The organism is Caballeronia novacaledonica (genome assembly GCF_900258035.1).
GTDB lineage: Bacteria > Pseudomonadota > Gammaproteobacteria > Burkholderiales > Burkholderiaceae > Caballeronia > Caballeronia novacaledonica.
The window spans coordinates 556611-580349 of the sequence record NZ_OGTP01000001.1; the positions used below are offsets into that span (position 1 = coordinate 556611).

The window sequence follows — 23739 nt, forward strand, 5'->3', positions numbered from 1 at the left end:
AAGAGAAAATGAGACGAAAGTCGTCGGGCTTCGCGGTGGCGGCGGTGCTGGTGGGCGTCGCGGTGGCGGCCGTGCTGTATATCGCGAGCTTCGGCCGGTCCCGTCATGCGGATGCGCCCGTGCCGACGCCTTCCGCGCTCGCCGCGCAGGACGGCGCCGCGAGCGCGGCGTTCGGCGCTGCGCCGAAGCATCCCGAAGCGGCGCAGGGCGAGCGGACCGCCGCGCGTTGATCCGCAGCGTCCAGCCTTTGTCGCCGTAACGAATCTGTCACGCGCGACAGGAATAGGCCTTGCTCCCCGCCTTACGATGCCAATGCAGGCTCGTCGGGAGCAAATCGCCATGGGACACCATCCCCAGCAGGTTCCGCCCGCCGCGCTGCCCGTCGACGGGCGCGGCATGATCGGCAACATGAAGACGGCGGCGCTCGTGTCGCTGTGCGGCGAGATCGACTTCATGTGCTTTCCCCGCATCGATTCGCCCACGCTGTTCGCCGGACTGCTCGATCGCGAACGCGGCGGCGCCTTTTCGATCACGCCGCGCGCCCCCGGCGCCAACGTCAAGCAGATGTATCTGCCCGAAACGAACGTGCTGCTCACGCGTTTCATGACCGACGAAGGCGTGTGCGAACTGCTCGATCTGATGGCGGTCGCATCGAACGCGTCGCGCGCCGACGCACTGCCGAACTGCGTGTTGCGCATCGTGCGGGTCGTGTTCGGGCGCATGACGCTCGACGTGCGCTGCGATCCGCGCTTCGATTACGCGCGCGCGAAGCACACGGCGCGGACGGTTGAAAAGGGCATCGAATTCATCCGCGCCGACGGCTCGCCGCCCGTGCGTCTCATCGCGAGCGTGCCGATGACGATCGAAGCACACGGCGCGCGCGCCACGCTCGATTTCGAGGCGGGCGACAATGCCTGCTTCGCGCTCGGCGAAGCGGACGGACTCGCCGATGTCGAAGCGAATCACGAAGCGGTGCTCGCCGACACCATCGATTACTGGAAGGCGTGGTCGTCGCACTCGACGTATCGCGGGCGCTATCGCGAAGTCGTGTTGCGCTCGGCGCTGACGCTGAAGATACTGAGTTCGGAGGAATTCGGCGCGATCGTCGCCGCGCCGACCTTCGGCCTGCCCGAAGCGCAGGACGGTTCGCGCCGCTGGGATTATCGCTTCACCTGGATACGCGACGCCGCGTTCTCCGTGTACGCGCTGCTGCGCCTCGGCTACACCGGCGAGGCGGAACGCTTCATGAAATGGATCGCCGAGCGCAGCCGCGACTGCAGTTCGCACGGCCAGTTGCGCGTGATGTATTCCGTCGACGGCACCGACGCGCTCGCGGAAAGCGCCTTGACGAGCCTCGCGGGCGACGTGCCGGGACACGTCGTGGTCGGCAACGAGGCGCGCGAACAAATCCAGCTCGACGTTTACGGCGCGCTGCTCGATTCGGTCTATCTCTACAACAAGTACGGCGCCGCCATTTCCTACGAAGGCTGGCGGCACGTCACGCGCACGGTCGATTACGTCGTCGAACACTGGCGCGAAGCCGACAACGGCATCTGGGAATTCCGCAACGGCACGCGTGCGCTGCTGCATTCGCGCCTGATGTGCTGGGTGACGCTGGATCGCGCGCTGCGGCTTGCGGAGAAGCGCTCGCTGCCGGCGCCGCTCGCGAGCTGGTTCCATACGCGCGACGAGATTCATCGCGACATCCACGAACGGTTCTGGAACGACGACATCAAGAGCTTCGTGCAGACGCCGGACTCGGCCACGCTCGACGCCTCCGCGCTGATGATGCCGCTCGTGCGCTTCATCGGCCCGAAAGATCCGCGCTGGATCGGCACGCTCGATGCGATCGGCCGCGACTTGCGCGTCGATCCGCTGATCTTCCGCTATACGCGCGGCTCGACGCTCGACGGTTTGCCCGGCACGGAAGGCGGTTTCTCCGCGTGCTCGTTCTGGTATGCGGAAGCGCTCGCGCGCGCGGGGCGTGTGGACGAAGGGCGGCTCGTCTTCGAGAAGATGCTGGCGTATGCGAATCATGTCGGGCTGTTCTCGGAGGAAGTGGCGACGAACGGCGAGGCGCTCGGCAATTTTCCGCAGGCGCTGACCCATCTCGCGCTCATCAGCGCGGCGTATCAGCTCGACAGGAATCTCGATCGCGTGCACGTGCCCTGGACCTGATCAATCTGCATGAGCCATCGCGACGCTGTATTCTTTCTGTTCACGTCAAGCGCGAACCGAGGACGGGCGGATGAACGGCAAGACGGTCATGGCGTGCATCGACGCGGCACATGCGGCGCTCGAGGAACACGCCGATGAAATCGCCTCACTCGATCAGGCGATCGGCGACGGCGATCACATCATCAATCTGTTGCGCGGCATGGACGCGCTCGCCGCCATGCGCGCGCAGATCGAAGCCGAAGCCTTCGCGCCCGCGCTCAAGCTCGCCGCCACGAAAGTGCTGTCGACGGTCGGCGGCTCGTCGGGGCCGCTCTTCTTTTCGATGATGACGGGCATGGCGAAGACATCGACCGGCGATGACGGCGTCGTCGAATTTGCGCGTGCGTTCGCGGCGGGCGTCGAGGCTGTCGGACAGCGCGGCAAGACGGGCACCGGCAGCAAGACGATGATGGACGTGCTCATTCCCGTCGCCGAACACTTCACGGCAATGGCCGATGCGGGCGCTTCGAAGCAGGAGGTTCTGGAAGCACTGCCGCGCATCGCGCAAGACAACATGCTCGCGACGCGCGACATGCTCGCCACGAAGGGACGCGCTTCGTTTCTCGGCGAGCGTTCGCGCGGTCATATCGATCCGGGCGCGCGATCGAGCCAGCTCATGATCGAAGCCGTTTGCGCGCGGCTCGCGCAAGGCGATGCGTGAACACAAAAGGAGCAGGGGACATGAAGAAGTTCGTCAATCGCGTCGATGACTATCTGACCGAAAGCCTCGCGGGTTTCGCGGCGGCGCATGCGGATCTCGTGACGGTCAGTTTCGATCCGCTGTATATCGTGCGCAAGGCGCTGAAGCCGGGCAAGGTCGCGATCATCTCGGGCGGCGGATCGGGGCACGAGCCGTTGCATGGCGGCTTCGTCGGACACGGCATGCTCGATGCCGCGTGTCCCGGCCAGGTCTTCACGTCGCCGACGCCCGATCAGATGCTGGCCGCCGCGCAGGCAGCGGACACGGGCGCGGGCGTATTGTTCATCGTGAAAAATTATTCAGGCGACCTGATGAACTTCGAGATGGCGTCCGAGCTGTGCGAGATGCCGAACGCGTCGGTGATCGTCAACGACGATGTCGCCGTCGAGAATTCCAGCTTCACGACGGGACGGCGCGGTGTCGCGGGCACGGTGATCGTCGAGAAGCTCGTCGGCAGCTTCGCGGAAACCGGCGCCGATCTGGAGGCGTGCCGGGCGTTCGGCGAGCGCGTGACGGCACGGATCGCGTCGATGGGCGTGGCGTTTTCGAGCTGCACGGTGCCCGCCGCGGGCAAGCCGACCTTCACGCTTGGCGACGATGAAATCGAAATCGGCGTGGGCATTCACGGCGAGCCGGGACGCAGGCGGGCGAAGTTCGAGACGGCGAACGCGATTGCCGATGAATTGCTCGCGGCGATCGCCGATGACCTGAAGCCCGCGGCGGATGCGCCGTTGCTTCTGCTGGTCAATGGGCTGGGAGGCACGCCGTTGTCGGAGCTTTATTTGCTCTACAACGCGGCGCGGATCTGGCTCGATGGACGCGGGTTGCGCGTGGCGCGGTCGCAGGTCGGTGCGCTGACGACATCGCTGGAGATGGCGGGCGCGTCGATCACACTCTGCGCACTCGATGACGAGATGATGAGGCATTGGGACAGCCCGGTGCATACGGCGGGCTTGCGTTGGGAGATGTGAGTTTGGCTGGGTGTGGCGTTGCGGTATCTGGGGTTTGGTTCACGATTTAACTTCGATAATTTATGTTATGTAAACTCTTCAACGCGAGTCCTCTTGAACCAGAACCGTACATCCAGTCCTATCTAGCGATATCCCCAGCCTGAAACCTGCCGCCCGAACTGGACCCATACCCCGACGACTCCGCCTTGGCCGCCTTATGCTCCGCTAGCCGAAACTTGGCCGCCTGCACTTCGCCGTAGGGAAAATCCGCCCATGCAGTCGGGCTATAACCGGCGTTTTCGGCCTGAATCAGATCTGCGCGAACCTGCGCGCGCGTAAGAGACTGCCCGCTGGCCTGAGCGAACGACACGACCGGCACGGCAAGGGACAAGGCTACGACTGCTCCGACGATCGCTTTCATCGCAACACCTCCCAGCATTGCTTGATAGCGCTACGACACGGCTGTGTGTAGCTGCATCGCTAAGTCTAGCAGCCCCATAAATTCAGGGTTAATACTCATGCCAGATATGCGATGCAGCATCGGTCGAACGGTGCTTCGAGGCCGAAAATGATCAGATGAACACCATGGCATCAACATGTCCCGGGCCATGATCGAACCGGCGCGCGCGGCCAGAAACCGCGTCAGCGATGCATTGCGTGAGGGCGTCATATGTGTGACGTCACCGCTCGACAGTCATTCGTTGTGCCGTATCGGCCGCGTTGTCATCGAGTGTGTGCGCGTATGCGATGTCGTTGACGCGTGGCGCCCACTTTCTCCGCAGCAATACGATGGCGCTCGTCGCGCCCAGCAGCAGAAACGCGAAAATCGCCAGCATCGGCAGCGTATAGCTGTGCCCCACATGCAGCAGCCAGCCGGACAGACTCGCCGAGACGCCACCCGCGAGACTCGTCGCCACTTGCTGCAAGCCCGTATTCAGGCCGACGGCCTGCTTCGGAATCAACGTGAGCTTGACCAGCGCCAGATTGTTCGCGGTGACGAGGCCGAGCAGAGAAAGCGAGACGACATTCCAGAACAACGCCATCTGCGGCGAGCGGCTCAAGGCGCCGAGCAACACCGTCGTGCCGCCGACGAATCCGCCTGCGATGAACGATTTGCGCACCAGCACGGCGTCGTGTCCACGCGCGATGAGCCGGTCGGCTGCCCATCCCGCCAAGGCCGCGACGATGGCAATTCCCGCGAAGCTGAAGAAGGTGTAGAGGCCGGACTCCTGCAACGAAAGGCCGCGTTGTTCGACGAGATAAGCCGGCATCCACGTCATGCAGAAGAACGCGAAATAGCTATAGCAGAAGTTGGTGACCAGGCCGCCCCACACGACCGGGCTCGACAGCAGATTGCCGAGCGGCACCGACGCCGCCCTCCTCCTTGCAACCGCAAGCTCGGCCTTCGACGGGAAATCGTTATCGAGAATGAGCAGCCAGGGGATCAGCCAGATCAATCCGGCCAGACCCGTCACGACGAACATGCCCTTCCACGAACCGATCGCGATCAGCCATGCCGCGATCGGCGCACCGAGCGCCGGCCCCATCTTCCCGCCAATGGAATAGAGCCCGAGCGCCGTGCCCTTGCACGTTTCATCGAAGTGATTCGCGAGGTACCGATAAGTCGCCGGAACCACGACGGATTCCGCCGCGCCGATCAGCAAGCGCACGAGGATCAGCGCCGACAGCGTGGTCACGATGCCCGTCACCGCCGCCGCGAGACACCACAACAGGAAACAGATCGCGTACGGCCATTTCACGCCGTAGCGATCGACGAGCCAGCCCATCGGCATTTGAAGCAGCCCGTAGGACCAGAACATCGCCGAGCCGAGCCAGCCACGTTCGACATGCGTCAGCGCAAATTCGTGCACGAACCGGTGATCCGCGAACGCGGCGGACATGCTCGTGCGATCCACTTGAGCAATCATCAGCCCGAGCGCAAGCAACACGAGAATGGCCCAGCGGCGCCCGGGCCGCGCCCGAGTGCGTCGAGTGATCTCCATGACTTCGTCTCCGATTTTTTTATTGTCGAGATCACGCTTCTCGCGAGGCGGTTATCCGAGCGAACCGGTTACGTCGTCGAACAGCTCGTCGACGGACAGACGACGCGGAATGATCTTCTGATCGAGCGCCCAGTCGACCGCCAGTTGCAGCCCCTTGCGGTTCGCTTCCAGCCCGATCGGCGGAAACACGGCCGGAACGCTTTCGGCGCGCGACCGGCTCTCGACGACCATGCGATACAGCTCGCGAACGATATCGGGCCGCTCCTTCGACAGCTTCTCGTGCACCACGAACATATGGTTGATCGGCACGACACCGGTGCGCGCGAACCAGTCCTTCGCGGCGTTTTGCGCATCGGGGACGAGCGTGCGCACGCGCTCGTCCTTGGGCATGTCCTCACCGAGCAGCGCGGCGGCGAGTTCGCCATCGAGCATCATCTGCGGTATCGACGACCCCGCCGGCAAGCGCTGGCAGTTCTGCGGATCGCTGTACTCGGCGAGATGACCGTCGCCGAGCGTCATCCACGTGACCTTGTCGAGATCGACACCGTATTCGTGACGCAGGATGCCGCGAATCCACAGCGCCGTGGTCTGCGTGTAGGTGCGCACGCCGACCTTCCTGCCTTCGATGTCCTTCGGATCGAGCTGGCCGAAGTCGATGTTGTAGCCGGCGCAATGATGCTGGAAGCGCCCCGAGATCGGCGCGGGCAACAGGACATACGGCTTCCCATACGCCTTCGCCTGCAAAAACGTGACGATCGCGAGCTCACCGGCATCGAATTTGTTTTCGCGCACCATCGCCTTGAAGCCGTTGTGCGCGGGCGTCGGTCCGCAGAAGTCGAGCGTCACGAGGTCCGAGCTCACGCGCGAGTCGCGCATGGCCTTCGTCACCGCATACTCGGCCAGGTTGACGCGCAAGGTCGGCGCTTCGGTCTGCGTCGTTGTCATGGTTTTCACTCCTTTTGCTTGCTCTTTTCGATTCGGACTACCAATTTAAAGTCTGACTTCGATCAGACACGGCCCCGGCTCGCGCGTCGAATCGACGAGCGCCTTGTAAAAGCGCTCCGCCGTATCGACCGCGACGGCCGGCACGCCCATGCTCTTCGCCATCGCCAGCCAGTCGATGCTTGGCTTGTCGATGTCGATCATCGACAGCGCGCGTTCGCCCGGCGCGCCCGCGCCCATGTTGGCGTACTCGGCCTTGAGGATCGCGTAGCTGTTGTTCGCGAAGATGATGGTCGTCACGTTCAGCCCTTCGCGCGCCTGCGTCCAGAGCGACTGAATGGTGTACATCGCGCTGCCGTCGCCGACCATGCAGAACACGCGCCGGTCCGGACACGCCAGCGCCGCGCCCGTCGCCACGGGTGTCGCGTAACCGATCGAACCGCCCATGTTGTTGATGAGATCGTGCGGAAGCCCGCCCATCGTCAGGCTCATGGATTCGCGTCCCGTCGTCAGCGACTCATCCACGACGATGCAATGCTCGGGCAACGCCGCCGCCAGTGCGTGCGCGATGCTCGCCGGGTTGAGCGCGCCCGTGGGTACCGGCGTCTCGATGCGCGGCTGCAGAACCGGCGCAACGTGGGGTGCGCCGAGCGCCTGCAACAGCATGTCGAACGCGAGTTCGCTGTCTTCGTCGGCCTCGACGAGCGTATGCACGAGCGTGCCTTCGGCCTTGAGCAGGCTCGGCTTGTCCGGGTACGCGAAGAACGCCACCGGCTCGCGCGTCTCGACCGTGATGATGTGCCTGAAGTCCTTGAGGAACGCCGTGGCCTGCGCGACCGCATACGGAATGCGCGCGATCGGCACACGCCCCGCGCCGCGCTCCAGGCGCGCGGTGAAGAATTGCGAGCCCAGCACCGCGCCGGTCGCGGCGGCCACGCGGCCGGCCTTCTCGAGCGCGCCGCCGCGTGTCGCCTTGTTCGCGAGGACGATCAGCGCCGGCTCGCCCGAGCGCAGCACGCGCACGACATGCTCGATGCGTGCGGCGCCCGGCGCTTTGCGCGCAGCGGTGCGAACCGGCGGCGCTGCGGGCGTCGCGCTCACGGCCTGCCAGGATGTGTCGCCGGGCAAAATCAGCGTGGCGATCTGTCCCGGATGCTCGCTCGCCTTCGCGACGGCCTGAGCCGCGTCCCACGCGATCGTGTCCGGCGACTCCGCGCGGCGCACCCAATGGCACAGCGGCCGCGCCAGGCCCTCGATGTCCGAGGTCAGCGGCGGATCGTACTTCAGGTGCGACACCGAATGCTCGCCGACGACATTCACCATGCCCGACGACGCGCGCTTCGCGTTGTGGATGTTCGCGAGGCCATTGGCGAGACCCGGACCGAGATGCAGCAGGGTCGAAGCGGGCGTGTCCTTCATGCGATACCAGCCGTCGGCGGCGCCGGTGGCCACGCCCTCGAACAGGCACAGGACGCTGCGCATCTTCGGGTTGTTGCCGAGCGCGGCGAGAAAATGCATCTCCGACGTGCCCGGATTGGCGAAGCAAATGTCCACGCCCTGCCCGACCAGGGTCGCGACGAGACTGTCGGCGCCGTTCATCAGTAGCCTGCCAGTTCGCGTGCGAGTCCGACCACGCCGTAAGTGCGCGCCGGCGCCGACATCAGGAAGCGATAACCTTCCTCCTGCAACCGGCGATGGTTCTTGGCCGTGACATGCGGATTACCGACGACGACCTTGTGCTTGCGGCAGGTATCGGCGATCTGCCGCATCGCGGCGACGACTTCCGGATGCTCGTACTGACGCGGCAAGCCGAGTTCCTGGCTGAGATCGCCCTCGCCGATCAGAATGAAGCCGATGCCCGGCACATTGGCGAGGATATCGTCGAGATTGTCGATGGCCTGCGTGCTCTCGCACATCAGCCCGACGAGGATTTCGCCCTGCGGCGCGAGCGGCCAGACATCGGCTTTCTCGTAGTAGTCCTGCATCGAGAGGCCCCAATAGCGCGCCGCGTTCGCCGGGCCGTCGCCGCGCACGCCCTTCGGTTCGTAGAGCGGCGCGTGCTTCGGGCGCGCATAGCGGCAGGACGCGACCGCGTTGTAGGCCTGCTCGACGGTCGCCACGTGCGGCCAGATCACGCCGTACGCGCCGCGATCGAGCACCTGCTTGGCGAAGCTCTGGTTCATCTCGACGCCGTTCGCGGGAATCCGCGCGATCGGCGTCACCTTGGGCGCCACCGATCCCGATTCGGCAATCTGCTTGCGGCTCAACATGTACTGCAATGCATCGCCGAGCGCGCTCACGTCATAGGGGTTGTGCTCCATCTCGAACACGATGCCGTCATAGGGCGAATCGCTCATTTCGATGGCGGTCTGCCTGTCGAGCTTGGCGAAGGCGGCGTGCGCGGCCTTGCCCGACTCGAAGGCGCGGATGATGCTGTTCAGGCGGATGTTGGACATGGTGATCTCTCTGTCTCGCGCGGCCGCAGTCTCGTCGGCGGCATGCGCGGTTGCCAGGATTCGAGTGGATTCGAGTGGATTCGCGATGCTTCGGCGCTCAGCGCAAAGCGGGATAGAGCTTCTGCGCGGTCTTGCCGAAGATCCACGCGCGGTCGTCTTCGTCGAGGCAGGCGAGCCCTTGCTCGGCCGTCGCGAGGATCTCGCCGAGCGTGCCGGGCGATGTCGGGAAATTCGAACCCCACGCAAGACGCCCGGCGCCGAATGCCTCGACCACGCGCGGGAAAAACGTCCCGGCGCTCGCCTTGTCCTTCTTCACGTCGCCGAAGATGCGCGGCGTGAGCTTCATGTAGATGTTCGGCAGGTCGCGCAATTCGAACAGGCTGGCGGCGTTCGCATACGGCGGGCCGTCGAGCACGTCGGGACGCGCGAGGTGATCGAGGATGATGTTCACCGCCGGAAACCTCTCCGCGAGCATGCGCACTTGCGGCAGGCCGACCGGTCCGGTCTGGATGCACATCGGCAGCTTCAGTTCCGCGAGCATCTCCCACGCCTTGAACGACTTGGGATTGTCGAGTTCGCTGGGATCGAAGTCTTTCGTCGATCCGCCCGTGAAGATGCGCAGGCCGGCAAGGCCTTGATCGGCCCAGCCTTTGATGACCGCCGGGACGTCGTCGGCGAGCATGTCCACGGAACCGACGGCGACGAGGCGGTCCTTGTACCGGTTGCAGCCATCGACGACATAGCGGTTGTCGAAACCGTACGTGGTCGAGGAATGCACGACCGCCGCCTTGGCGACGCCCGCTTCGTCCATGGCCGCGATCAGCGACTCGACCGTGTTGGGTCTTTCCTGCGACCAGTCCGAGCGCTTGCCGAAGAGCGGCGCGGGCGGATAACGCGTCTCGTCATCCGAGACGATATGAGGATGAATGTCGATGATATTCATGGTGTCCGTCCGGCTCTCGCCGTATCACAGTCCTTTGGCCTTGAGGTGCTGGTCCAGCCGCGGATACACGCGCCGCGCATTGCCTTCGAAGATGGCATGGCGATCGGCTTCGCTCAGCGCTTCGCATGCATCGATGTAGCGTTTGGTGTCGTCGAAATACTCGCCCGTGTCCGGATCGCGCCCGCGCACCGCGCCGATCATCTCCGAGCCGAACAGCACGTTGCTCGTCGGCACGACCTTGGTCAGCAGTTCCACGCCCGGATGGTGATAGACGCAGGTATCGAAATAGATGTTGTTGAGCAGGCCTTCGAGCGGACGTTTCGCCATCTCCAGCGACATGCCGCGATAACGGCCCCAGTGATACGGCACCGCGCCGCCGCCGTGCGGAATGACGAGACGCAGCGTCGGGAAGTCCTTGAACAGATCGCCCTGGAGCAGTTGCATGAATACCGACGTATCGGCATTCAGATAGTGCGCGCCGGTGCCGTGATGACACGGATTGCACGAAGCCGCGACGTGGATCATGGCGGGCACGTCGAGATCGCACAGCGCCTCGTAGAGCGGATACCACTCGCGATCGGTCATCGGCTTGCCGGTCCAGTAGCCGCCGCTCGGATCGGGATTCAGATTGCAGCCGACGAAGCCCATCTCTTCGACGCAGCGGCGCAGTTCGGCCACCGAGTTCTTCGGCGGCGCGAGCGGCGACTGCGGCAACTGGCACACGGGCACGAAGTTGTCCGGATACAGGTCGCACACGCGCCGCACGAGATTGTTCGACACTTCCGCCCATTCGAGGCTCGTGCGCTCGTTGCCGAGGTGATGACTCATGAGACCGGCGATCGGCGAGAACAGCGTCAGGTCGCCGCCGCGTTCCTGCTGCAGGCGCAACTGGCCGTTGCCCACGCCTTCGCGGATGTCGTCGTCGCTGACGTGGGCGCCTGTGAGCGGCGGCGCGTTGGCCGGATCGTTGGCCGAGTCGATCTGTTTCGCGCGCCAGTCGCGAAACGAAGCGGGAACGGTCGTGAAGTGACCGTGGCAATCGATGATCATGTTCCTGGCTTTCCGTGTGAGATTTAGACGCGGGGATCGACGAACAGCTCGCTCATGGACATGCGGCGCGGCGTCAGCCCCTGTTTGAAGGCGGTCGCTTCCAGCGCTTCGATGGTCTTGCGGTTTTCCTCGATGCCATAGGGCAGCGGATCGTGACCGACGATCTTGCGCAGTTCCAGATACTTCTTGTTCTTCTTGTCGTTCAGTTCGCCCGAGTCGAGCTTCCTGAGCCAGTCTTGCTTGGCTTTATCGAACGCGTCGTAGATCGACTTCGCCACCCACGGATGCTCGGCCAGCACCGAATCCTTCACGACGATGGTGCCGTGCATCGGATATACGCCGGTGCGGGCGTAGTATTCGGCTTCGAGTTCTTCCGCGTTCGGGAACAGATCCGGATAATCCGCTTCGACTTCTTTCCAGCCGCCCGTCGGCGCGCCGGTGCGGCCGATGCCCGCGTTGCCGTGCATCCCCGCCACCAGTTCGCCCTTCTCCATCATCTCGGCGAGCGAGCTGCCTTCGGGTGCGTGAATCACGTTCGGCGGCAGCTCGAGTTGCGTGACGTGTTCTTCGTCATCGACGACCCACGTCACCTTCGACGGATCGAGGCCGAATTCATCCATCAGCACCTGGCGCGTCCATGCGCCGGTCGTGACCGAGTACGCGCGCACGCCGACCTTCTTGCCTTCGAGGTCCTTGGGCGTCTTGATGCCCGCGTCCGGACGCACCAGCAAACCCGAGTGGTGAAAGCGGCGCACCACGAAAATGGGCAGCGCGACGAACGGCGCGCCATACGCGCGGGCGATGATGTACGTCGTCGGCGCAAGCTCGCACACGTCGAACTCGACGTCGCGAACCATGCGGCGAAACGCGCCGATCTGCGGCTGAACCGTGATGAACTCGGCATCGACGCCTTCGATCGGAATCGAGCCATCGCGAATCGCGGCAGTGTGCGGGTGCTCGGCGATGGCGAGCGTGAGGTGAACCTTCTTGGTCAACTTAGTCTCCTTGGGAAAGTCGCTTGTGCGGCTCGTGCGGGCTTCGGCGGCGGTTGCCGGGCTCGGGTGATCTCGTTGACAACATGATCTTCCCGTGCCCGTCGGACGTCTATTGAATTAACCCGCGCGTCACTTAACCATTTGGTAAAGGCATTACCGTTTGGTTAACTACTCGGCGCCCAACGGTTGCTGAAGGCGTTTCGACCTCTCGGAACCCGGCTCCAAAAGCCGGGCCGCTTCTTCGAGACACGCGATCATGAGTTGCGCACTGGGCGACAGCGTCCGGTTGCGATTCCACAGCACGCCCGCCGGCCGCAACAATCGCGGCAGGCTCAAGGGAAGCGTATGGAGCGGCTGGGAAGTATCGCTGGCGGGCGTGCCGGCCATCACCGCAATGAAGTCCGAGATCTGCAGATGCGCCCGCGCGACGTGCACGGAAAGCGTCTCGATGTAATTGCTGGTCAGCGGCACGTCGTGCGCTTCGAGCGCCCGCTCCAGCGGATCGCGCAGGATCGAGCCGGGCGGCGGCAGTATCCACGGATAAGGATGCAGGTCCGCCCACGACAGGCTCTTTCTGCGCGCCAGCGGATGATGACGGCCGGTCATCAGCGTGACAGGTTCTTCCAGAAGCTCTTTTTCTTCGAAGCTGCCGAGCGTATCCGGCGCGGGCAGCCGGCCCACGACGAGATCGAGACGGCCCTGCCACAACTCCGGAAGCAGTGACGCCTTCGTGCCTTCGATCACCATCACATTGGTGCCGGGCGATCGATGCTTGAGCAGGCTCAGCGCCTGAGGCAGCAGCGCCGACGCCGACGCCGGCAACATGCCGATATGAACCTTGCCTTCCGTTCCCGAACTGAGCGCTTTAAGCTCGTCGCGCGCCTGATTCAGAATCGTCAGCATCTCGCGTGCGTGGCGAATCAGGCAGTCGCCATAAGGTGTGGGCACGAGGCCCTGCGCGGTGCGCGAAAAAAGCGTCAGTCCGATGCCGCGTTCGAGTTCGGCAAGCGACTTCGATACGGCTGGCAAGGTCACGTGCGTGACATCGGCCACTTGCGTCAGATTGCGATATGTATCGATCGTCACGAGCAGGCGCAGATGGCGCGCCTTGAGGTTGATCTGCAGATACCAGTCGAGCCCTGACACGTCATGTTCCTCCCAAGGTCACGTTTGCCGCAGCACGATGTCGTCAGTCCTTGGGTTCGAGCGCGTGCAAGGTCATGCCGAGCGATATCGACGTGAAGTAGCCGATCGTGACGAGCAATTCGGCGATCACGGCGCGTCCGAGGCCGGTCTCGTAGCGGGAAAAACGCGCATCGTCGATCGCGCCGCCCGCGAGGATGTCGGAGACTGCGTCGCAGATCAGACCAAGTCGTCCAACTCCTTCGGGACGCCGCCTGTCGATGATGGCCGTCACCACAGCCTCCGGCACACCGGATTTCAGCGCGTGACGGCGATGGTTCGCGATGACGTACGGCGCATTCCAGAAGACCGCCGTCGAGAGAATCGCCACTTCGCTTTCCGCTTCGCTCAACACGGGCGATGCGTCGACATGCGTGCCGATGATTTCCATCCCTTCGGCAAGACGCGGATTGTGCAGCCAGATGTTGAACGGCGTCGGGATGCGCCCGCGCCCTTCGCCCAGTCGCGCGATGACCTTCTTCTGTTCTTCGCTCGCCTGCCCGGCGTCGATATGCGCGAGTCGATTGTCCGCCATGCTGTTTCCTTCCATTGAGAGAGACTGAACGGCTCAGGCACCGCCGCCCAGGGCGGGAAACCATTGCCCGAGGAAGCTGTCCGGCCACGGAATGTGGATGATCCGATCGAAGACCAGATAGAGAAAAACGGTCACGCAAGCCGCGAGAATCAGGCTCAGACGCCACGACTCGCGTCCCTCGATCCGCATGTACGCGACGATCATCAGCGGTACGGTCGGGATCATCCCGATCACCGACATGCACGCGAGAAACGCAACAAACCACCCGAAGAACCTTGCCGCGCGCGTCAGGGTGACCTTGTTCGACAGCTTTTCGCCGTGATCGGCGGCCACGTCCATGTGGATGCCGGCGCCCGCGTGCGCCGCGCCTGCCTGCGCCGGAATCATGAAGATCTTGTACGCGAGGCTCACGCTCGCCGCGATGACCAGAATGCTCGCGACGACCGTCGGCCCGATTCGCGCCATGAGGAGCCAGCCTTGCGCCGTCAACAGCATATAGACGCCGACGACGAGGAAGAACACATAAACCAGATCCTCGCGCTCGAACGCGATCTTTCCGCTCGGGCGCAGCCGTGCAAAACCGCCTGTGCGCAGCGCATTGAAGAGCGGCTTGAAGAAGACGAGCGCCGCCAGAATCAGAAGGACCATCACGACGGGGCGCGTGAGCCAGTCGGTCCCGTAGCGCACGAAGGAAATCGACATGTAGCGTTCCATCAGCACGCCGAGCACGAGACCGAGGATCAGCGGCGGCCGCGCCCACTTCAGGCGTTTCATCGTCCAGCCGATCACCCCGGCGATCAGCAACACGAAAAGGTCGCCCCAACTGCGCGAGCCCTGAAACGCGCCGACATAGATGACCGGCATGATGACCGGCAAAATGAGCGTGTAGCGCAGCGTCGAAATCTTGGCGAACTGCCCGCTGAGCAGGAAGCACAAGCCCGCGCCGAAGATGTTGGCCAGCGCGATGGACCACACCATCGAATAGGTGAAGTCGAGATGCTTGGTCAGCATGTCGGGTCCGGGAATGAAGCCGTGAACCATCATCGCGCCGAGCAGGATGGCCTGCGCGGCGCCGCCCGGCACGCCGAAGGACAACATCGGCACGAGGCTGCCGCCCTCTCTCGCATTGTTCGCCGCTTCGGGCGCGATCACGCCGCGCACGTCGCCCGTCGTGAAGGTCTGCTTCGCGCCCTTCGCGGTCTGCAGCGCGTGACCGTAGACGATCCAGTCCGTCACCGCGCCGGTGATGCCCGGAACGGCCCCGAGCACCGCCCCGAGCCCGCCGCAGCGAAGCACGAGAAACCAGTTGCGCAGGCTGTCGACGACGCCCTGCCGCATCCCCTGGCGCGACGTGAACTGCATGTTTTCCGCGATGGCCGTGCGGCGGATGGCGAGCTCGCACAACTCGGGCAGCGCAAAGATGCCGAGGATGATCGGCACGAGCGGAATCCCGTCCTGGAGATACAGGATGTCGCCGGTCCAGCGCATCTGGCCCGTCGCGACATTCGTTCCCACCATCCCGACGAGGATGCCGAAGCACGCCGCGACCACGCCCCGCAGCGGCGCGTTGCCCGAGAGCGCCGACACCATCGAGACGCCGAAGATCGTCAGCCCCAGCATTTCCGGTGTGCCGATGGACAGCACGAAAGGCCGCACGAGCGGCAGCGATACGGCGAGGATGACGGCGCCGATCAGCCCGCCCATCAGCGACGACATGTAGCAAGCGCTCAACGCGCGCGATGCTTCTCCGCGTTTGGTCATCGGCAGGCCGTCGAGCACTGTCGCCTGCGATGCCGCGTGACCCGGCACGCCGAAGAGCACCGCCGGGATCACGTCCGAAGTCGTGATGACCGACGCCATGCCGAGCAGCATCGCGAATGCGGCATACGGGTCCATCGTGTAGGTGAACGGCACGAGAAGCGCGAAGCCCGTCAGCCCGCCGATGCCCGGCAGCAGTCCGATCGCCAGCCCGACCACCACGCCGAACACGAGGAAGATCAGGCGGTTGAACTGCAAGAGCGTCGACAGCGCATGGCCTGCTGCCAACAGCGTTGCATCGTTGAAGAATTCCATGCGTCATCCTGATTAAATGGCAAGCTCGGTAGGCTCACGCTGTAGTGGGTCCAACACAAATCGAGCGCTTCAAGCCTGAATCAGCCGGCGAGCATCGGATACAGCACCTTCGCCGTGCGGCCCCAGACCCACGCGCGCTCGTCGTCGCTCAGGCTCGCGAAGCACGCCTGTCCCTGTTCGATCAGCTTCTTCAACGGCCCCGCGGATGCCGGATAGTTCGAACCGAACGCCAGATGATCGGCGCCGAACACTGTCACCAGTTGCGGGAAAAAAGCATCCGCGCCGCCCGGCGCCGCCTGCGCGAGATCGAACGTACGCGGCGTGATCTTCATGTACACGTTGTCGTACTTCGACAACTCGAACAACGCCGCGCAGCGCGCATACGGCGGTCCGTCTTCGATGTCGGGGCGGCCGCAGTGATCGAGCGCGATCTTCACGGTGGGAAAACGTCCGGCGAGTTCCGCGACCATCGGGAGGCCATCGGGTGTCGTCTGCACGGCCATCGTCATGCCGATTTCGGCGCAGCGTTCCCAGACCGGAAAGGTCGCCGGATCGACGAGCCAGCTTCCGTCGCTCTGATGCGTCGCGCCGCCCGTGAACAGCCGGATGCCGCCCATGCCGTGCGCGAGCCAGTAGTCGAACGTCTTCAGCGCGTCCGGCGCCAGAAGGTCGAACGAATAGACGCCCGTGAAGCGCTTCGGGTCCTGCGCCACGCTGTCGGCCACGTAGGCGTTGTCGGCGCCGTAAGTCGTCGACGAATGCACGATCGCGGCCTTCGCGACGCCGGCTTCGTCCATCTCCGCGATCATCTGCTCGAACGTGACGGGACGCGTGGCCGACCACTTCGAGCGATGTCCGTGTTGCGGCGCAATCGGATAGCGCACCGTGTCCGTCGAGATGATGTGCGGATGAATGTCGATGATTTCAGGCGTCATGTGAGGTGACCTCTTGGTGATGGGTTCGGACGAGAACCGCCGGGCCGCGCATCGGTGCGACGGCACGCGGATCGTTCGTCGTGTTTCAGCCGGTTCAGTGAGAACTGAAGATGAGCTTTCGCGCATCCGCGAGCTGCGGCTCGGGCGTCGCGTATAGCTTGGTCACGATCTGTTCCACCGCGTTGCCGTCGATGGGATCGATCGGATAGCCCGATTGCTTCATCGCGTCGATGAAGTCCGGGTCCGCGATGGTCTTCGCGAAAGCATCGCGCAACGCATCCAAGCGGGCTTGCGGCACGCCCTTGGGCACCGCGATCGGACGGCCCGCCTGGAACGGCAACAGAAAGAGGTTGAACAGCGCCTTGACGTCGGGATCGGTGATGTAGGCGCTCAGGTTCGGCACGTCGGCGTAGGCGGCCGGACTCTTCCAGCCGAGATGCAGCAACACCTTCATCTTGCCGTTGGCGAGCATCCGCACGGGTTCGCCCTGCTGCAGGCCGTCGATGGTGGAAGCCCAGCCATCGACTTCGCCACGCTGCATCGCCAGATAAACTTCGCCGCGTCCGGTGTAGCCGGGCACGATGCTCATCTTCGCGCCGAGATATTCGTCGAGCAGCGCGGGCAGCGTTCTGTCCTCGTTCGCGAAGCCGGTCGCGCCGATGTACATCTTCTTTCTGGTGAGATCGTCGGCGGAGGTGACGCCCGAGCGCGTCATCGAAACCAGGCAATATTCGACCTTGTTGAGACTGCCGAGCCATCGGACCTGACGCGGATCGAAGCGGTTCTGACGCTGATCGAGCAGCGGAAGATAGAGGTTGTTGCGCTGAAGAAAGCCGATGACCGTGCCATCGCTCGCCTGTCTGGACTGGAGCGACGCGGCCGCGACCATGCCGCCCGCGCCGACCACGTTCATCACGATGGCTTTCGGATGACCGGGCACGTATTTGACGAAGAAGCGCGAGAACTGACGCGCGATGATATCGGTCGGCGTGCCCGCATCGGCGCTGACGACGAGCGTGAGCGCCTTGCCCTTGTAAAACTGCTCCACCGATTGATCGGACGCGGTCCCGGCAAGCGCCGTCGCGGCAAAACTGAACAGCGCCGCGCAAGCGCAGATTGCGGTCCGGTAGTTCATGGTCGTCCTGTCTCCGTGTTTTGATTCGCCATCCGTGCTCGAGGCCCGCCGGAGACGCATCTGTCCCCGATGGTGGATCGCGCTGACGTTCGTATTCGAGTGAACGCAGTCAAATTCTGCCAGCGCCGCAAAACGAATCAATTGAGAAAAAACGCCAGCGAGTTGAGCAAACGGTTAAGCGGAGCGGAACGCGCTCGGCGCGCGGGTGTCAGCGCGTGCCCTGTCCTTCTTGCGCGAGACGCTGGGCGGTTTCTTCGAGACAGGCGATCATCAGGCGGGCGCTCGGCGTCAGGCCGCGCACGCGATTCCAGAGTACGCCCGCTGGCCGCAACAGGCGCGGCAGGCTCAGTGGAAGCGTATGCAGCGGTTGCGGCTGGGTGGTGTCGTTGGCGGCCGTATCGGCCATCACGGCGATGCAGTCCGAGACCTGCAGATGCGCGCGCACCACGTGGACCGAAAGCGTTTCGATGTAGTTGTTGGTGAGCGGAACTTCGTGCGCTTCGAGCGCCCGTTCCAGCGGATCGCGAAGAATGGAGCCTACGGGCGGCAGTATCCACGGAAAGGGATGCAGGTCCGCCCATGTCAGGGTTTTCCTTCGCGCCAGCGGATGATGCCGGCCCGTCACGAGCGTCACGGGCTCTTCGAGAAGTTCCTTTTCTTCGAAGCTTCCGAGCGTGTCGGGCGGAGGCAGACGACCGACGACCAGATCGAGATGCCCTTGCCAGAGCTCGGGCAGCAGCGATCCCGTCGTGCCTTCGATGACCGTCACGTTCGTGCCCGGCGAGCGCTGTTTGAGCAGGCTCAGCGCTCGCGTCAGCAGCACCGACGCCGACGCGGGCAACATGCCGATATGAACCTTGCCCTCCGTCCCCGAACTCAGCGCCTTCAGTTCGTCGCGGGCCTGATGGAGGATCGTCAGCATCGATTTCGCATGACGCACGAGGCATTCGCCATAGGGCGTGGGCACGAGTCCCTGCGTGGTGCGCGAAAAGAGCGTGAGCCCGAGCCCTCGTTCGAGTTCGGCCAATGACTTCGACACGGCCGGCACGGTCACGTGCGTGACTTCGGCGACCTGACTCAGATTGCGATACGTGTCGATGGTGACGAGCAGTCGCAGGTGTCGGGCCTTCAGGTTGATCTGCAGGTACCAATCGAGTTCCGACACGTCGTGCACCTCTCCGAAGGGGTTTTACCAACTCGTTAAGCTTGCGGCTATTTTACTCAATCGACCGTCGCGCGTTGCGTGGGCAGAATCCGCATGCGCGAAGCGTTCAAAGAACCCATGGAGACAGTCGATGACACACAGCTTCAACCGCCGACGCTTTCTGCGTGGCGCAGGCGCGCTCGGTTTGAGCGTCGCTGCGGGCGGATTCGCCGTGCCGTATCGCGCACGTGCGGCCGCAAGCCAGATCCGGATCGTCAGCAACCCGGGACTGGAAAACGCGACACTGAACGCGCTGATGGACGAACTCGGCTACTTCAAAACATTCGACGTCGATGCGCGGATCGTCGAAATGCCGGGCACGACAGGCCCGTTCGATGCGATTGCGTCGCGTGAAGCGGATGTCTGCATGGTCTCCGGCTACAACATGGTGCTGGCGCGCATCGCGCAAGGGGCGAGAGTGAAGATCGTCGGTGCGGGAATGAAGAAATGCGCGCTGGCCGTATTTGCACGGTCAAACGGAATCGCCACACTCGATGATCTCAAGGGCAAGACGGTCGCGGTCGGGCCGCGCCAGGGTCTTCTGCATACGCTGATGCTGCAATTGATGAAAGAAAAAAGTATCGACGCTACGCGGATCAATTTCATCGACAAGGGAAGCAATGACCAGTGTTATGAATCGGTCGTCAAGGGCGAAGCCGACGCGTGCTGTTCGAGCATCTCGCATCTGAACGACGAGCACGGCCTCGTGGTCGTCAGCGAAGGCGACATGTGGCGGTCGCTGCCGCACTGCGTTTTTCAGACGGCCTACGCGTCCGATTCCGCGATCAGCGAGAAGCACGAAGGCATGGTGGCGGTGATGGCCGCTTATGGCGCGCTCTACGCGTATCTGATGTCGCCGGCATCGCATGATGCATTCTTCGAAGCACGCAAGCGCGCACAGAAAAAATTCGACACGGCGTCGGCCCGGGCAATCTGGGACTTCAATCAGACACAGCGGCCCTATTCGAGAGACCTGTCTTTAACGCGTGCGGACATCGGGTATCAGCAGGACATGTTCATCGGCCTGGGCAGCCTGAAACGGAAGCAGCCGTTCGCCGAAGTCGCCGATATGTCAGCGGCGAACATCGCGGCGAAGCTGATCGCCTGAGCATCCACGCGCAGAAAAGCCCCGAAGCCGTTCGGGGCGTTGACCCATCGCGAGCGATTCAGAACGTATGCCTGATGCCCGCGATGATGGAGATCTGAGCCCCGCCCGCTGGCGGCGTCGGCACGGGCGAAAGCGTCGTCGCCGCGAAAGCGAGATTGCCGGAGTTCTGAATGTGCTCGCCGGTCAGATACAGCAGCGTGCGCTTGGACAGCAGATATTCGCCGCGCAATACTTCGATCAGCGCCTTGTTGGGCGAGTGCTCGTACTTGATTTGCGCGAGCATGCCATCGACGTGGAAGAAAGGCGTGACAGGCACCGTGCCCGTCAGCCAGAACAAATTGCTTCGCGGCGTGGCGATGCCTTCGTTCACGCGCCTGATCCATCCCACGCCGAACTTCGCTTTATAGATCATGAAATAGCCGCCCAGCGTGAAGCGGCTGTCCGTGAGGTCCGGCGATGTGAGACCGCCCCACGTCGCGGATGTGCCGCCGTAATTGCGCTCGTAGGACGTGGCCACGCCCCAAGTGTGTCCATCGTATTTGAGCAACGCCGAATACTCCCGGCACTGATTGGACGGCGAGGTCTGTCCGGGGCAATTCGTCGCGACGGAACTGTTGCCGGCGACGGCATCGCGACCGAAGCTGTAGTTCACGCCTGCTTCGAAATCGCCGAGGAAATAGCGATAGCTGACCGCGTTATCGGCACGCGCGTTGGCGATGCCGTTGTCCAGTGTCGTGAGACCGTGCGCGCCTGTGCCGAACGGGTTGATGAACGAGATGCCGAAGAAGCGCATGGTGTATTGCCGACCGAACGTTAGTCGTCCGTACTTTCCATCGATGCCGACATAGGATTGCCGTCCGAACAGGCGTCCGCCCTGCCGCGATGCGCCGGTGGTCGGGCTGAAGCCGCCTTGCAGGTCGAAGATGGCCTTGATGCCGCCGCCGAGATCTTCGCTGCCACGAATGCCGAAGTACGAAGTCGCGGTGCCGTCGCCGGTGCGCCAGCCGTTCGCGGTGGTGTTCTTGCCGGTGGCCACGTTGTTGACGAACTCGACGCCCTGATCGATCAAACCATATAGCGTGACGGCGCTTGCGCCAGCGGGCTTCTCGGGCGGCGTGCCCTCTTCTTCATCCTGCGCCCATGCCGACGCCACGTACATCAACGCGACGCAAGCACACATGACGGCCTTGTATTTCATGACGTCTCTGTCTCCTTGGCGTGACCCACGATTCGTATCGATGGCAAGTCGAAACCCGCCGTCGCTTTTATCGTGAACACCCAGCTATGTTTATTTGTAACGCAGGCAAATTCTGACAGCGCGGCACCGCAAGTAAATTGAAAAAAGCGGCCTTCGCGTTGAGCGAATGGTTAAGCGGCGGGGCGTGGAGACTGGAGAGGCGCGGCAGGCTTCGGTATGGAAAAAAGCGGGGGATCGGTGCGGTCGCGAGTTAAGGAAAAGTGGCCGAATCGACGCCACGGAACATCGGCCAAAAAATTTCGCCCGAAAACTCCCACAACGCGAAAGTTTCCCCTATAATTCGCGGCTTCCGTAGGCTCGTAGCTCAGCTGGTTAGAGCACCACCTTGACATGGTGGGGGTCGTTGGTTCGAGTCCAATCGAGCCTACCAACGACATTCGAACGCACCGCCGCGATTTTTATCGCCGCGGTGCGTTTTCATTTCCGCACGGCTTTCAGCAAGCCGTCCGCGATCCGGCGGCGCGTCAGTCCCAGCAATTCCGGAACGCCACCGCGACGATCACGGGCACGGTGAGCACGAGCGGAATCGCGAAATACGGGATTTCCAGATGGACGATCCACGTATAGATGAGCCACGCCACGCCGAGCGCCAGCGTGGCGATGCCGATGAGCGCCGTCAGCACGTTGAGCGTGCGGGGCGACATCCGCTTGCGGGAAGTTTGTTTGCCCGAAGGAGTTTCCATGGCGGCGGGCGCATTCGAGCGCGAGAGAAGTACAACTGGATTTTATACCGCCCTGCCCGACGCGGTGCATCGTTTCCCGGCTTTGGATCGCTTCAGTTCGTCCGTTAATATCGCGATTGCGCGGTAATACACGGAGGACACGGCATGATCGACGATATCGACAAGAAGCAACTGCTCCGCTGCATCGCACTGGCGCAGGAAGCGCTCGACGACGGCGACGAGCCATTCGGCTCGCTGCTCGTCGCGAAGGACGGGCGCGTGCTTTTCGAAGATCGCAATCGCGTGAGCGGCGGCGATCACACGCGGCATCCGGAATTCGCTATTGCGAAATGGGCGGCGCAGAATGTGCCCGAAGCCGAACGCCGGGACGCGGTCGTGTACACGTCGGGCGAGCATTGTCCGATGTGTGCGGCGGCGCATGCGTGGGTCGGGCTGGGGCGCATCGTTTATGCGGCGTCGGCGGAGCAGTTCACGCGTTGGCGTGCCGAACTCGGCGCGAAACCCGGGCGTGTCCGCGCGTTGGCGATACAGGAAGTCATCGACGACACTTTGATCGAAGGCCCCGTCGACGAGTTCGCCGAACGCATCAAGGCGCTTCACGTGGCGCACTATCGCAAGGCCGGCGCTCAGCAGTAGATCGTCATGGGAACGCCCGCCGCATCGGTTTCGACCGGTTCGGGTAAGCAAAATGCTTTTCCCGATGCGATGCGGCGCGCGCTCCACAGCACGGCGAAGGCGTCGAGCACGTCGTCTCGCGAAGCTTGCGCGGGTTTGCGCGCAGCGAGCGCCGCGTCGATTGCGCTGCCGAAGCATTGCACGAGCAACGCATGACGCAACGCGAATCCCGGCGCATGTGCCTTGCTTTCACGCAAGCCGTGCGCTGGTCCGCCCTGTTCCATTCGAAGCTGCATGAAGCTCAACTCGGGATGCACTTCGAACACGCGCGTCGCCGCACCCGCGCGCGTGCGCACCACTTCATCGACTTCGGCGATCTTGTTGCGAATGTGGAAGGCCTGAACGGAAATTCTTTTTCCCGACACCGCGTGATTGAGCGCGCACGCCTCTTCATAGCTCGATGTGGCCAGTGCCGCACGCGTCGGCGGCGAAAATACCGAGCTTGCGCGCGGACGCCCTAACAGCTTGCGGGCGAGCGTGTCGCACGTGCGCGTGCCATCCGCAGCCAAGCCGATCGGAATATCGACGGCCACGATGGCATGTGCCCGCTCCCAATCGAGCAGGTTTTCGAAACGGCTGATCACGCTTGTCGTGATCTTTCCGCTACGTCCGCATTGCCTCACGACGAACCAGCCCGCTTTGCAACCATCGATGCCGAACAGATCGGTATTTACAGCGCGCTTGTTGTTCATGCT

General features: G+C 63.4%; 23 protein-coding genes and 1 tRNA gene. 7 read left to right on the plus strand and 17 right to left on the minus strand.

Annotated elements, in window-relative coordinates:
• Positions 1–8: 8 nt before the first annotated feature.
• The 4 genes from NOV72_RS02550 to dhaK all read left to right on the plus strand — a co-directional run bounded on the left by NOV72_RS02550 (position 9) and on the right by dhaK (position 3888).
• Positions 9–230: a hypothetical protein gene (locus NOV72_RS02550; protein ID WP_106852978.1), complete on the plus strand. Its 222-nt coding sequence runs from the start codon at positions 9–11 to the stop codon at positions 228–230.
• Positions 231–339: 109 nt separating this feature from the next.
• Positions 340–2178: a glycoside hydrolase family 15 protein gene (locus NOV72_RS02555; protein WP_106852979.1), complete on the plus strand. Its 1839-nt coding sequence runs from the start codon at positions 340–342 to the stop codon at positions 2176–2178.
• Positions 2179–2248: 70 nt separating this feature from the next.
• Positions 2249–2878, plus strand: a complete 630-nt coding sequence (dhaL, locus tag NOV72_RS02560) for a dihydroxyacetone kinase subunit DhaL (protein ID WP_106852980.1) — start codon at positions 2249–2251, stop codon at positions 2876–2878.
• A 20-nt stretch (positions 2879–2898) separates the two neighbouring features.
• Positions 2899–3888 (plus strand): dihydroxyacetone kinase subunit DhaK, encoded by a 990-nt coding sequence (gene dhaK / locus NOV72_RS02565; RefSeq protein WP_106852981.1) that lies wholly within the window; start codon positions 2899–2901, stop codon positions 3886–3888.
• A gap of 118 nt (positions 3889–4006) precedes the next feature.
• Here dhaK and NOV72_RS02570 read toward each other — a convergent pair whose 3' ends face one another.
• The 14 genes from NOV72_RS02570 to NOV72_RS02635 form a co-directional block, all read right to left on the minus strand.
• Positions 4007–4306, minus strand: coding sequence for a DUF4148 domain-containing protein (locus NOV72_RS02570; RefSeq protein WP_342753355.1), 300 nt, complete (start codon positions 4304–4306; stop codon positions 4007–4009).
• 241 nt (positions 4307–4547) lie between these two features.
• Positions 4548–5870, minus strand: a complete 1323-nt coding sequence (locus NOV72_RS02575; RefSeq protein ID WP_106852982.1) for an MFS transporter — start codon at positions 5868–5870, stop codon at positions 4548–4550.
• A gap of 51 nt (positions 5871–5921) precedes the next feature.
• Complete coding sequence (locus NOV72_RS02580; protein WP_106852983.1) at positions 5922–6815, minus strand: type 2 periplasmic-binding domain-containing protein; 894 nt, start codon at positions 6813–6815, stop codon at positions 5922–5924.
• A gap of 45 nt (positions 6816–6860) precedes the next feature.
• Positions 6861–8411 carry an acetolactate synthase large subunit gene (locus NOV72_RS02585; protein WP_106852984.1) on the minus strand — a complete coding sequence of 517 codons (1551 nt, stop codon included), beginning with the start codon at positions 8409–8411 and terminating at the stop codon, positions 6861–6863.
• On the minus strand, positions 8411–9268 hold the full coding sequence (locus tag NOV72_RS02590; RefSeq protein ID WP_106852985.1) for an HpcH/HpaI aldolase family protein: 858 nt from the start codon (positions 9266–9268) through the stop codon (positions 8411–8413). Before NOV72_RS02590 ends, NOV72_RS02585 begins: the two co-directional genes overlap by 1 nt.
• A 97-nt stretch (positions 9269–9365) precedes the next feature.
• Positions 9366–10211 carry an amidohydrolase family protein gene (locus NOV72_RS02595; protein ID WP_106852986.1) on the minus strand — a complete coding sequence of 282 codons (846 nt, stop codon included), beginning with the start codon at positions 10209–10211 and terminating at the stop codon, positions 9366–9368.
• Between the two features lie 24 nt (positions 10212–10235).
• The gene (locus NOV72_RS02600; RefSeq protein ID WP_106852987.1) at positions 10236–11261 is read right to left on the minus strand and encodes an amidohydrolase family protein; all 1026 of its coding nucleotides are present in this window, start codon (positions 11259–11261) and stop codon (positions 10236–10238) included.
• 23 nt (positions 11262–11284) lie between these two features.
• Complete coding sequence (locus NOV72_RS02605) at positions 11285–12256, minus strand: ABC transporter substrate-binding protein (RefSeq protein WP_106852988.1); 972 nt, start codon at positions 12254–12256, stop codon at positions 11285–11287.
• Positions 12257–12424: 168 nt separating this feature from the next.
• The gene (locus NOV72_RS02610; protein WP_106852989.1) at positions 12425–13402 is read right to left on the minus strand and encodes a LysR substrate-binding domain-containing protein; all 978 of its coding nucleotides are present in this window, start codon (positions 13400–13402) and stop codon (positions 12425–12427) included.
• Between the two features lie 43 nt (positions 13403–13445).
• Entirely contained in the window at positions 13446–13973 is a 528-nt protein-coding gene (locus tag NOV72_RS02615; protein WP_106853255.1) for a carboxymuconolactone decarboxylase family protein, read from the minus strand.
• Positions 13974–14006: 33 nt separating this feature from the next.
• Positions 14007–16046: a tripartite tricarboxylate transporter permease gene (locus NOV72_RS02620; RefSeq protein WP_106852990.1), complete on the minus strand. Its 2040-nt coding sequence runs from the start codon at positions 16044–16046 to the stop codon at positions 14007–14009.
• An 80-nt stretch (positions 16047–16126) separates the two neighbouring features.
• Positions 16127–16981: an amidohydrolase family protein gene (locus NOV72_RS02625; protein WP_106852991.1), complete on the minus strand. Its 855-nt coding sequence runs from the start codon at positions 16979–16981 to the stop codon at positions 16127–16129.
• 94 nt (positions 16982–17075) lie between these two features.
• Entirely contained in the window at positions 17076–18116 is a 1041-nt protein-coding gene (locus NOV72_RS02630) for a Bug family tripartite tricarboxylate transporter substrate binding protein (protein ID WP_106852992.1), read from the minus strand.
• A 208-nt stretch (positions 18117–18324) separates the two neighbouring features.
• On the minus strand, positions 18325–19281 hold the full coding sequence (locus tag NOV72_RS02635) for a LysR substrate-binding domain-containing protein (protein WP_106853256.1): 957 nt from the start codon (positions 19279–19281) through the stop codon (positions 18325–18327).
• On the opposite strand from NOV72_RS02635, the gene NOV72_RS02640 reads away from it, so the two are divergent.
• On the plus strand, positions 19214–20428 hold the full coding sequence (locus NOV72_RS02640) for an ABC transporter substrate-binding protein (RefSeq protein ID WP_245932861.1): 1215 nt from the start codon (positions 19214–19216) through the stop codon (positions 20426–20428). The two genes, NOV72_RS02635 and NOV72_RS02640, sit on opposite strands and share 68 nt — an antisense overlap.
• Positions 20429–20486: 58 nt before the next feature.
• Here NOV72_RS02640 and NOV72_RS02645 read toward each other — a convergent pair whose 3' ends face one another.
• Positions 20487–21626: a porin gene (locus tag NOV72_RS02645; protein WP_106852994.1), complete on the minus strand. Its 1140-nt coding sequence runs from the start codon at positions 21624–21626 to the stop codon at positions 20487–20489.
• A gap of 353 nt (positions 21627–21979) precedes the next feature.
• Between NOV72_RS02645 and NOV72_RS02650 the strand changes: the two genes are divergently transcribed.
• Positions 21980–22056, plus strand: a tRNA-Val gene (locus NOV72_RS02650).
• Positions 22057–22150: 94 nt separating this feature from the next.
• Here NOV72_RS02650 and NOV72_RS02655 read toward each other — a convergent pair.
• Positions 22151–22369 (minus strand): hypothetical protein, encoded by a 219-nt coding sequence (locus tag NOV72_RS02655; protein ID WP_106852995.1) that lies wholly within the window; start codon positions 22367–22369, stop codon positions 22151–22153.
• 144 nt (positions 22370–22513) lie between these two features.
• On the opposite strand from NOV72_RS02655, the gene NOV72_RS02660 reads away from it, so the two are divergent.
• Positions 22514–23005, plus strand: a complete 492-nt coding sequence (locus NOV72_RS02660; protein ID WP_106852996.1) for a nucleoside deaminase — start codon at positions 22514–22516, stop codon at positions 23003–23005.
• Here the strand turns inward: NOV72_RS02660 and NOV72_RS02665 are convergent.
• Complete coding sequence (locus NOV72_RS02665; protein WP_106852997.1) at positions 22996–23736, minus strand: DUF429 domain-containing protein; 741 nt, start codon at positions 23734–23736, stop codon at positions 22996–22998. The two genes, NOV72_RS02660 and NOV72_RS02665, sit on opposite strands and share 10 nt — an antisense overlap.
• Positions 23737–23739: the final 3 nt, after the last annotated feature.

Bases quoted from the DNA above. Each gene is read 5' to 3' on its own strand.
- NOV72_RS02575 (WP_106852982.1), bottom strand. From the start codon at position 5,870: ATGGAGATCACTCGACGCACTCGGGCGCGGCCCGGGCGCCGCTGGGCC.
- NOV72_RS02590 (WP_106852985.1), bottom strand. From the start codon at position 9,268: ATGTCCAACATCCGCCTGAACAGCATCATCCGCGCCTTCGAGTCGGGC.
- NOV72_RS02595 (WP_106852986.1), bottom strand. From the start codon at position 10,211: ATGAATATCATCGACATTCATCCTCATATCGTCTCGGATGACGAGACG.
- NOV72_RS02580 (WP_106852983.1), bottom strand. From the start codon at position 6,815: ATGACAACGACGCAGACCGAAGCGCCGACCTTGCGCGTCAACCTGGCC.
- NOV72_RS02570 (WP_342753355.1), bottom strand. From the start codon at position 4,306: ATGCTGGGAGGTGTTGCGATGAAAGCGATCGTCGGAGCAGTCGTAGCC.
- NOV72_RS02585 (WP_106852984.1), bottom strand. From the start codon at position 8,411: ATGAACGGCGCCGACAGTCTCGTCGCGACCCTGGTCGGGCAGGGCGTG.
- NOV72_RS02625 (WP_106852991.1), bottom strand. From the start codon at position 16,981: ATGACGCCTGAAATCATCGACATTCATCCGCACATCATCTCGACGGAC.
- NOV72_RS02600 (WP_106852987.1), bottom strand. From the start codon at position 11,261: ATGATCATCGATTGCCACGGTCACTTCACGACCGTTCCCGCTTCGTTT.
- NOV72_RS02645 (WP_106852994.1), bottom strand. From the start codon at position 21,626: ATGAAATACAAGGCCGTCATGTGTGCTTGCGTCGCGTTGATGTACGTG.
- NOV72_RS02555 (WP_106852979.1), top strand. From the start codon at position 340: ATGGGACACCATCCCCAGCAGGTTCCGCCCGCCGCGCTGCCCGTCGAC.
- NOV72_RS02630 (WP_106852992.1), bottom strand. From the start codon at position 18,116: ATGAACTACCGGACCGCAATCTGCGCTTGCGCGGCGCTGTTCAGTTTT.
- NOV72_RS02615 (WP_106853255.1), bottom strand. From the start codon at position 13,973: ATGGCGGACAATCGACTCGCGCATATCGACGCCGGGCAGGCGAGCGAA.
- NOV72_RS02660 (WP_106852996.1), top strand. From the start codon at position 22,514: ATGATCGACGATATCGACAAGAAGCAACTGCTCCGCTGCATCGCACTG.
- NOV72_RS02550 (WP_106852978.1), top strand. From the start codon at position 9: ATGAGACGAAAGTCGTCGGGCTTCGCGGTGGCGGCGGTGCTGGTGGGC.
- NOV72_RS02665 (WP_106852997.1), bottom strand. From the start codon at position 23,736: ATGAACAACAAGCGCGCTGTAAATACCGATCTGTTCGGCATCGATGGT.
- NOV72_RS02640 (WP_245932861.1), top strand. From the start codon at position 19,214: ATGGTGACGAGCAGTCGCAGGTGTCGGGCCTTCAGGTTGATCTGCAGG.
- dhaL (WP_106852980.1), top strand. From the start codon at position 2,249: ATGAACGGCAAGACGGTCATGGCGTGCATCGACGCGGCACATGCGGCG.
- dhaK (WP_106852981.1), top strand. From the start codon at position 2,899: ATGAAGAAGTTCGTCAATCGCGTCGATGACTATCTGACCGAAAGCCTC.
- NOV72_RS02620 (WP_106852990.1), bottom strand. From the start codon at position 16,046: ATGGAATTCTTCAACGATGCAACGCTGTTGGCAGCAGGCCATGCGCTG.
- NOV72_RS02655 (WP_106852995.1), bottom strand. From the start codon at position 22,369: ATGGAAACTCCTTCGGGCAAACAAACTTCCCGCAAGCGGATGTCGCCC.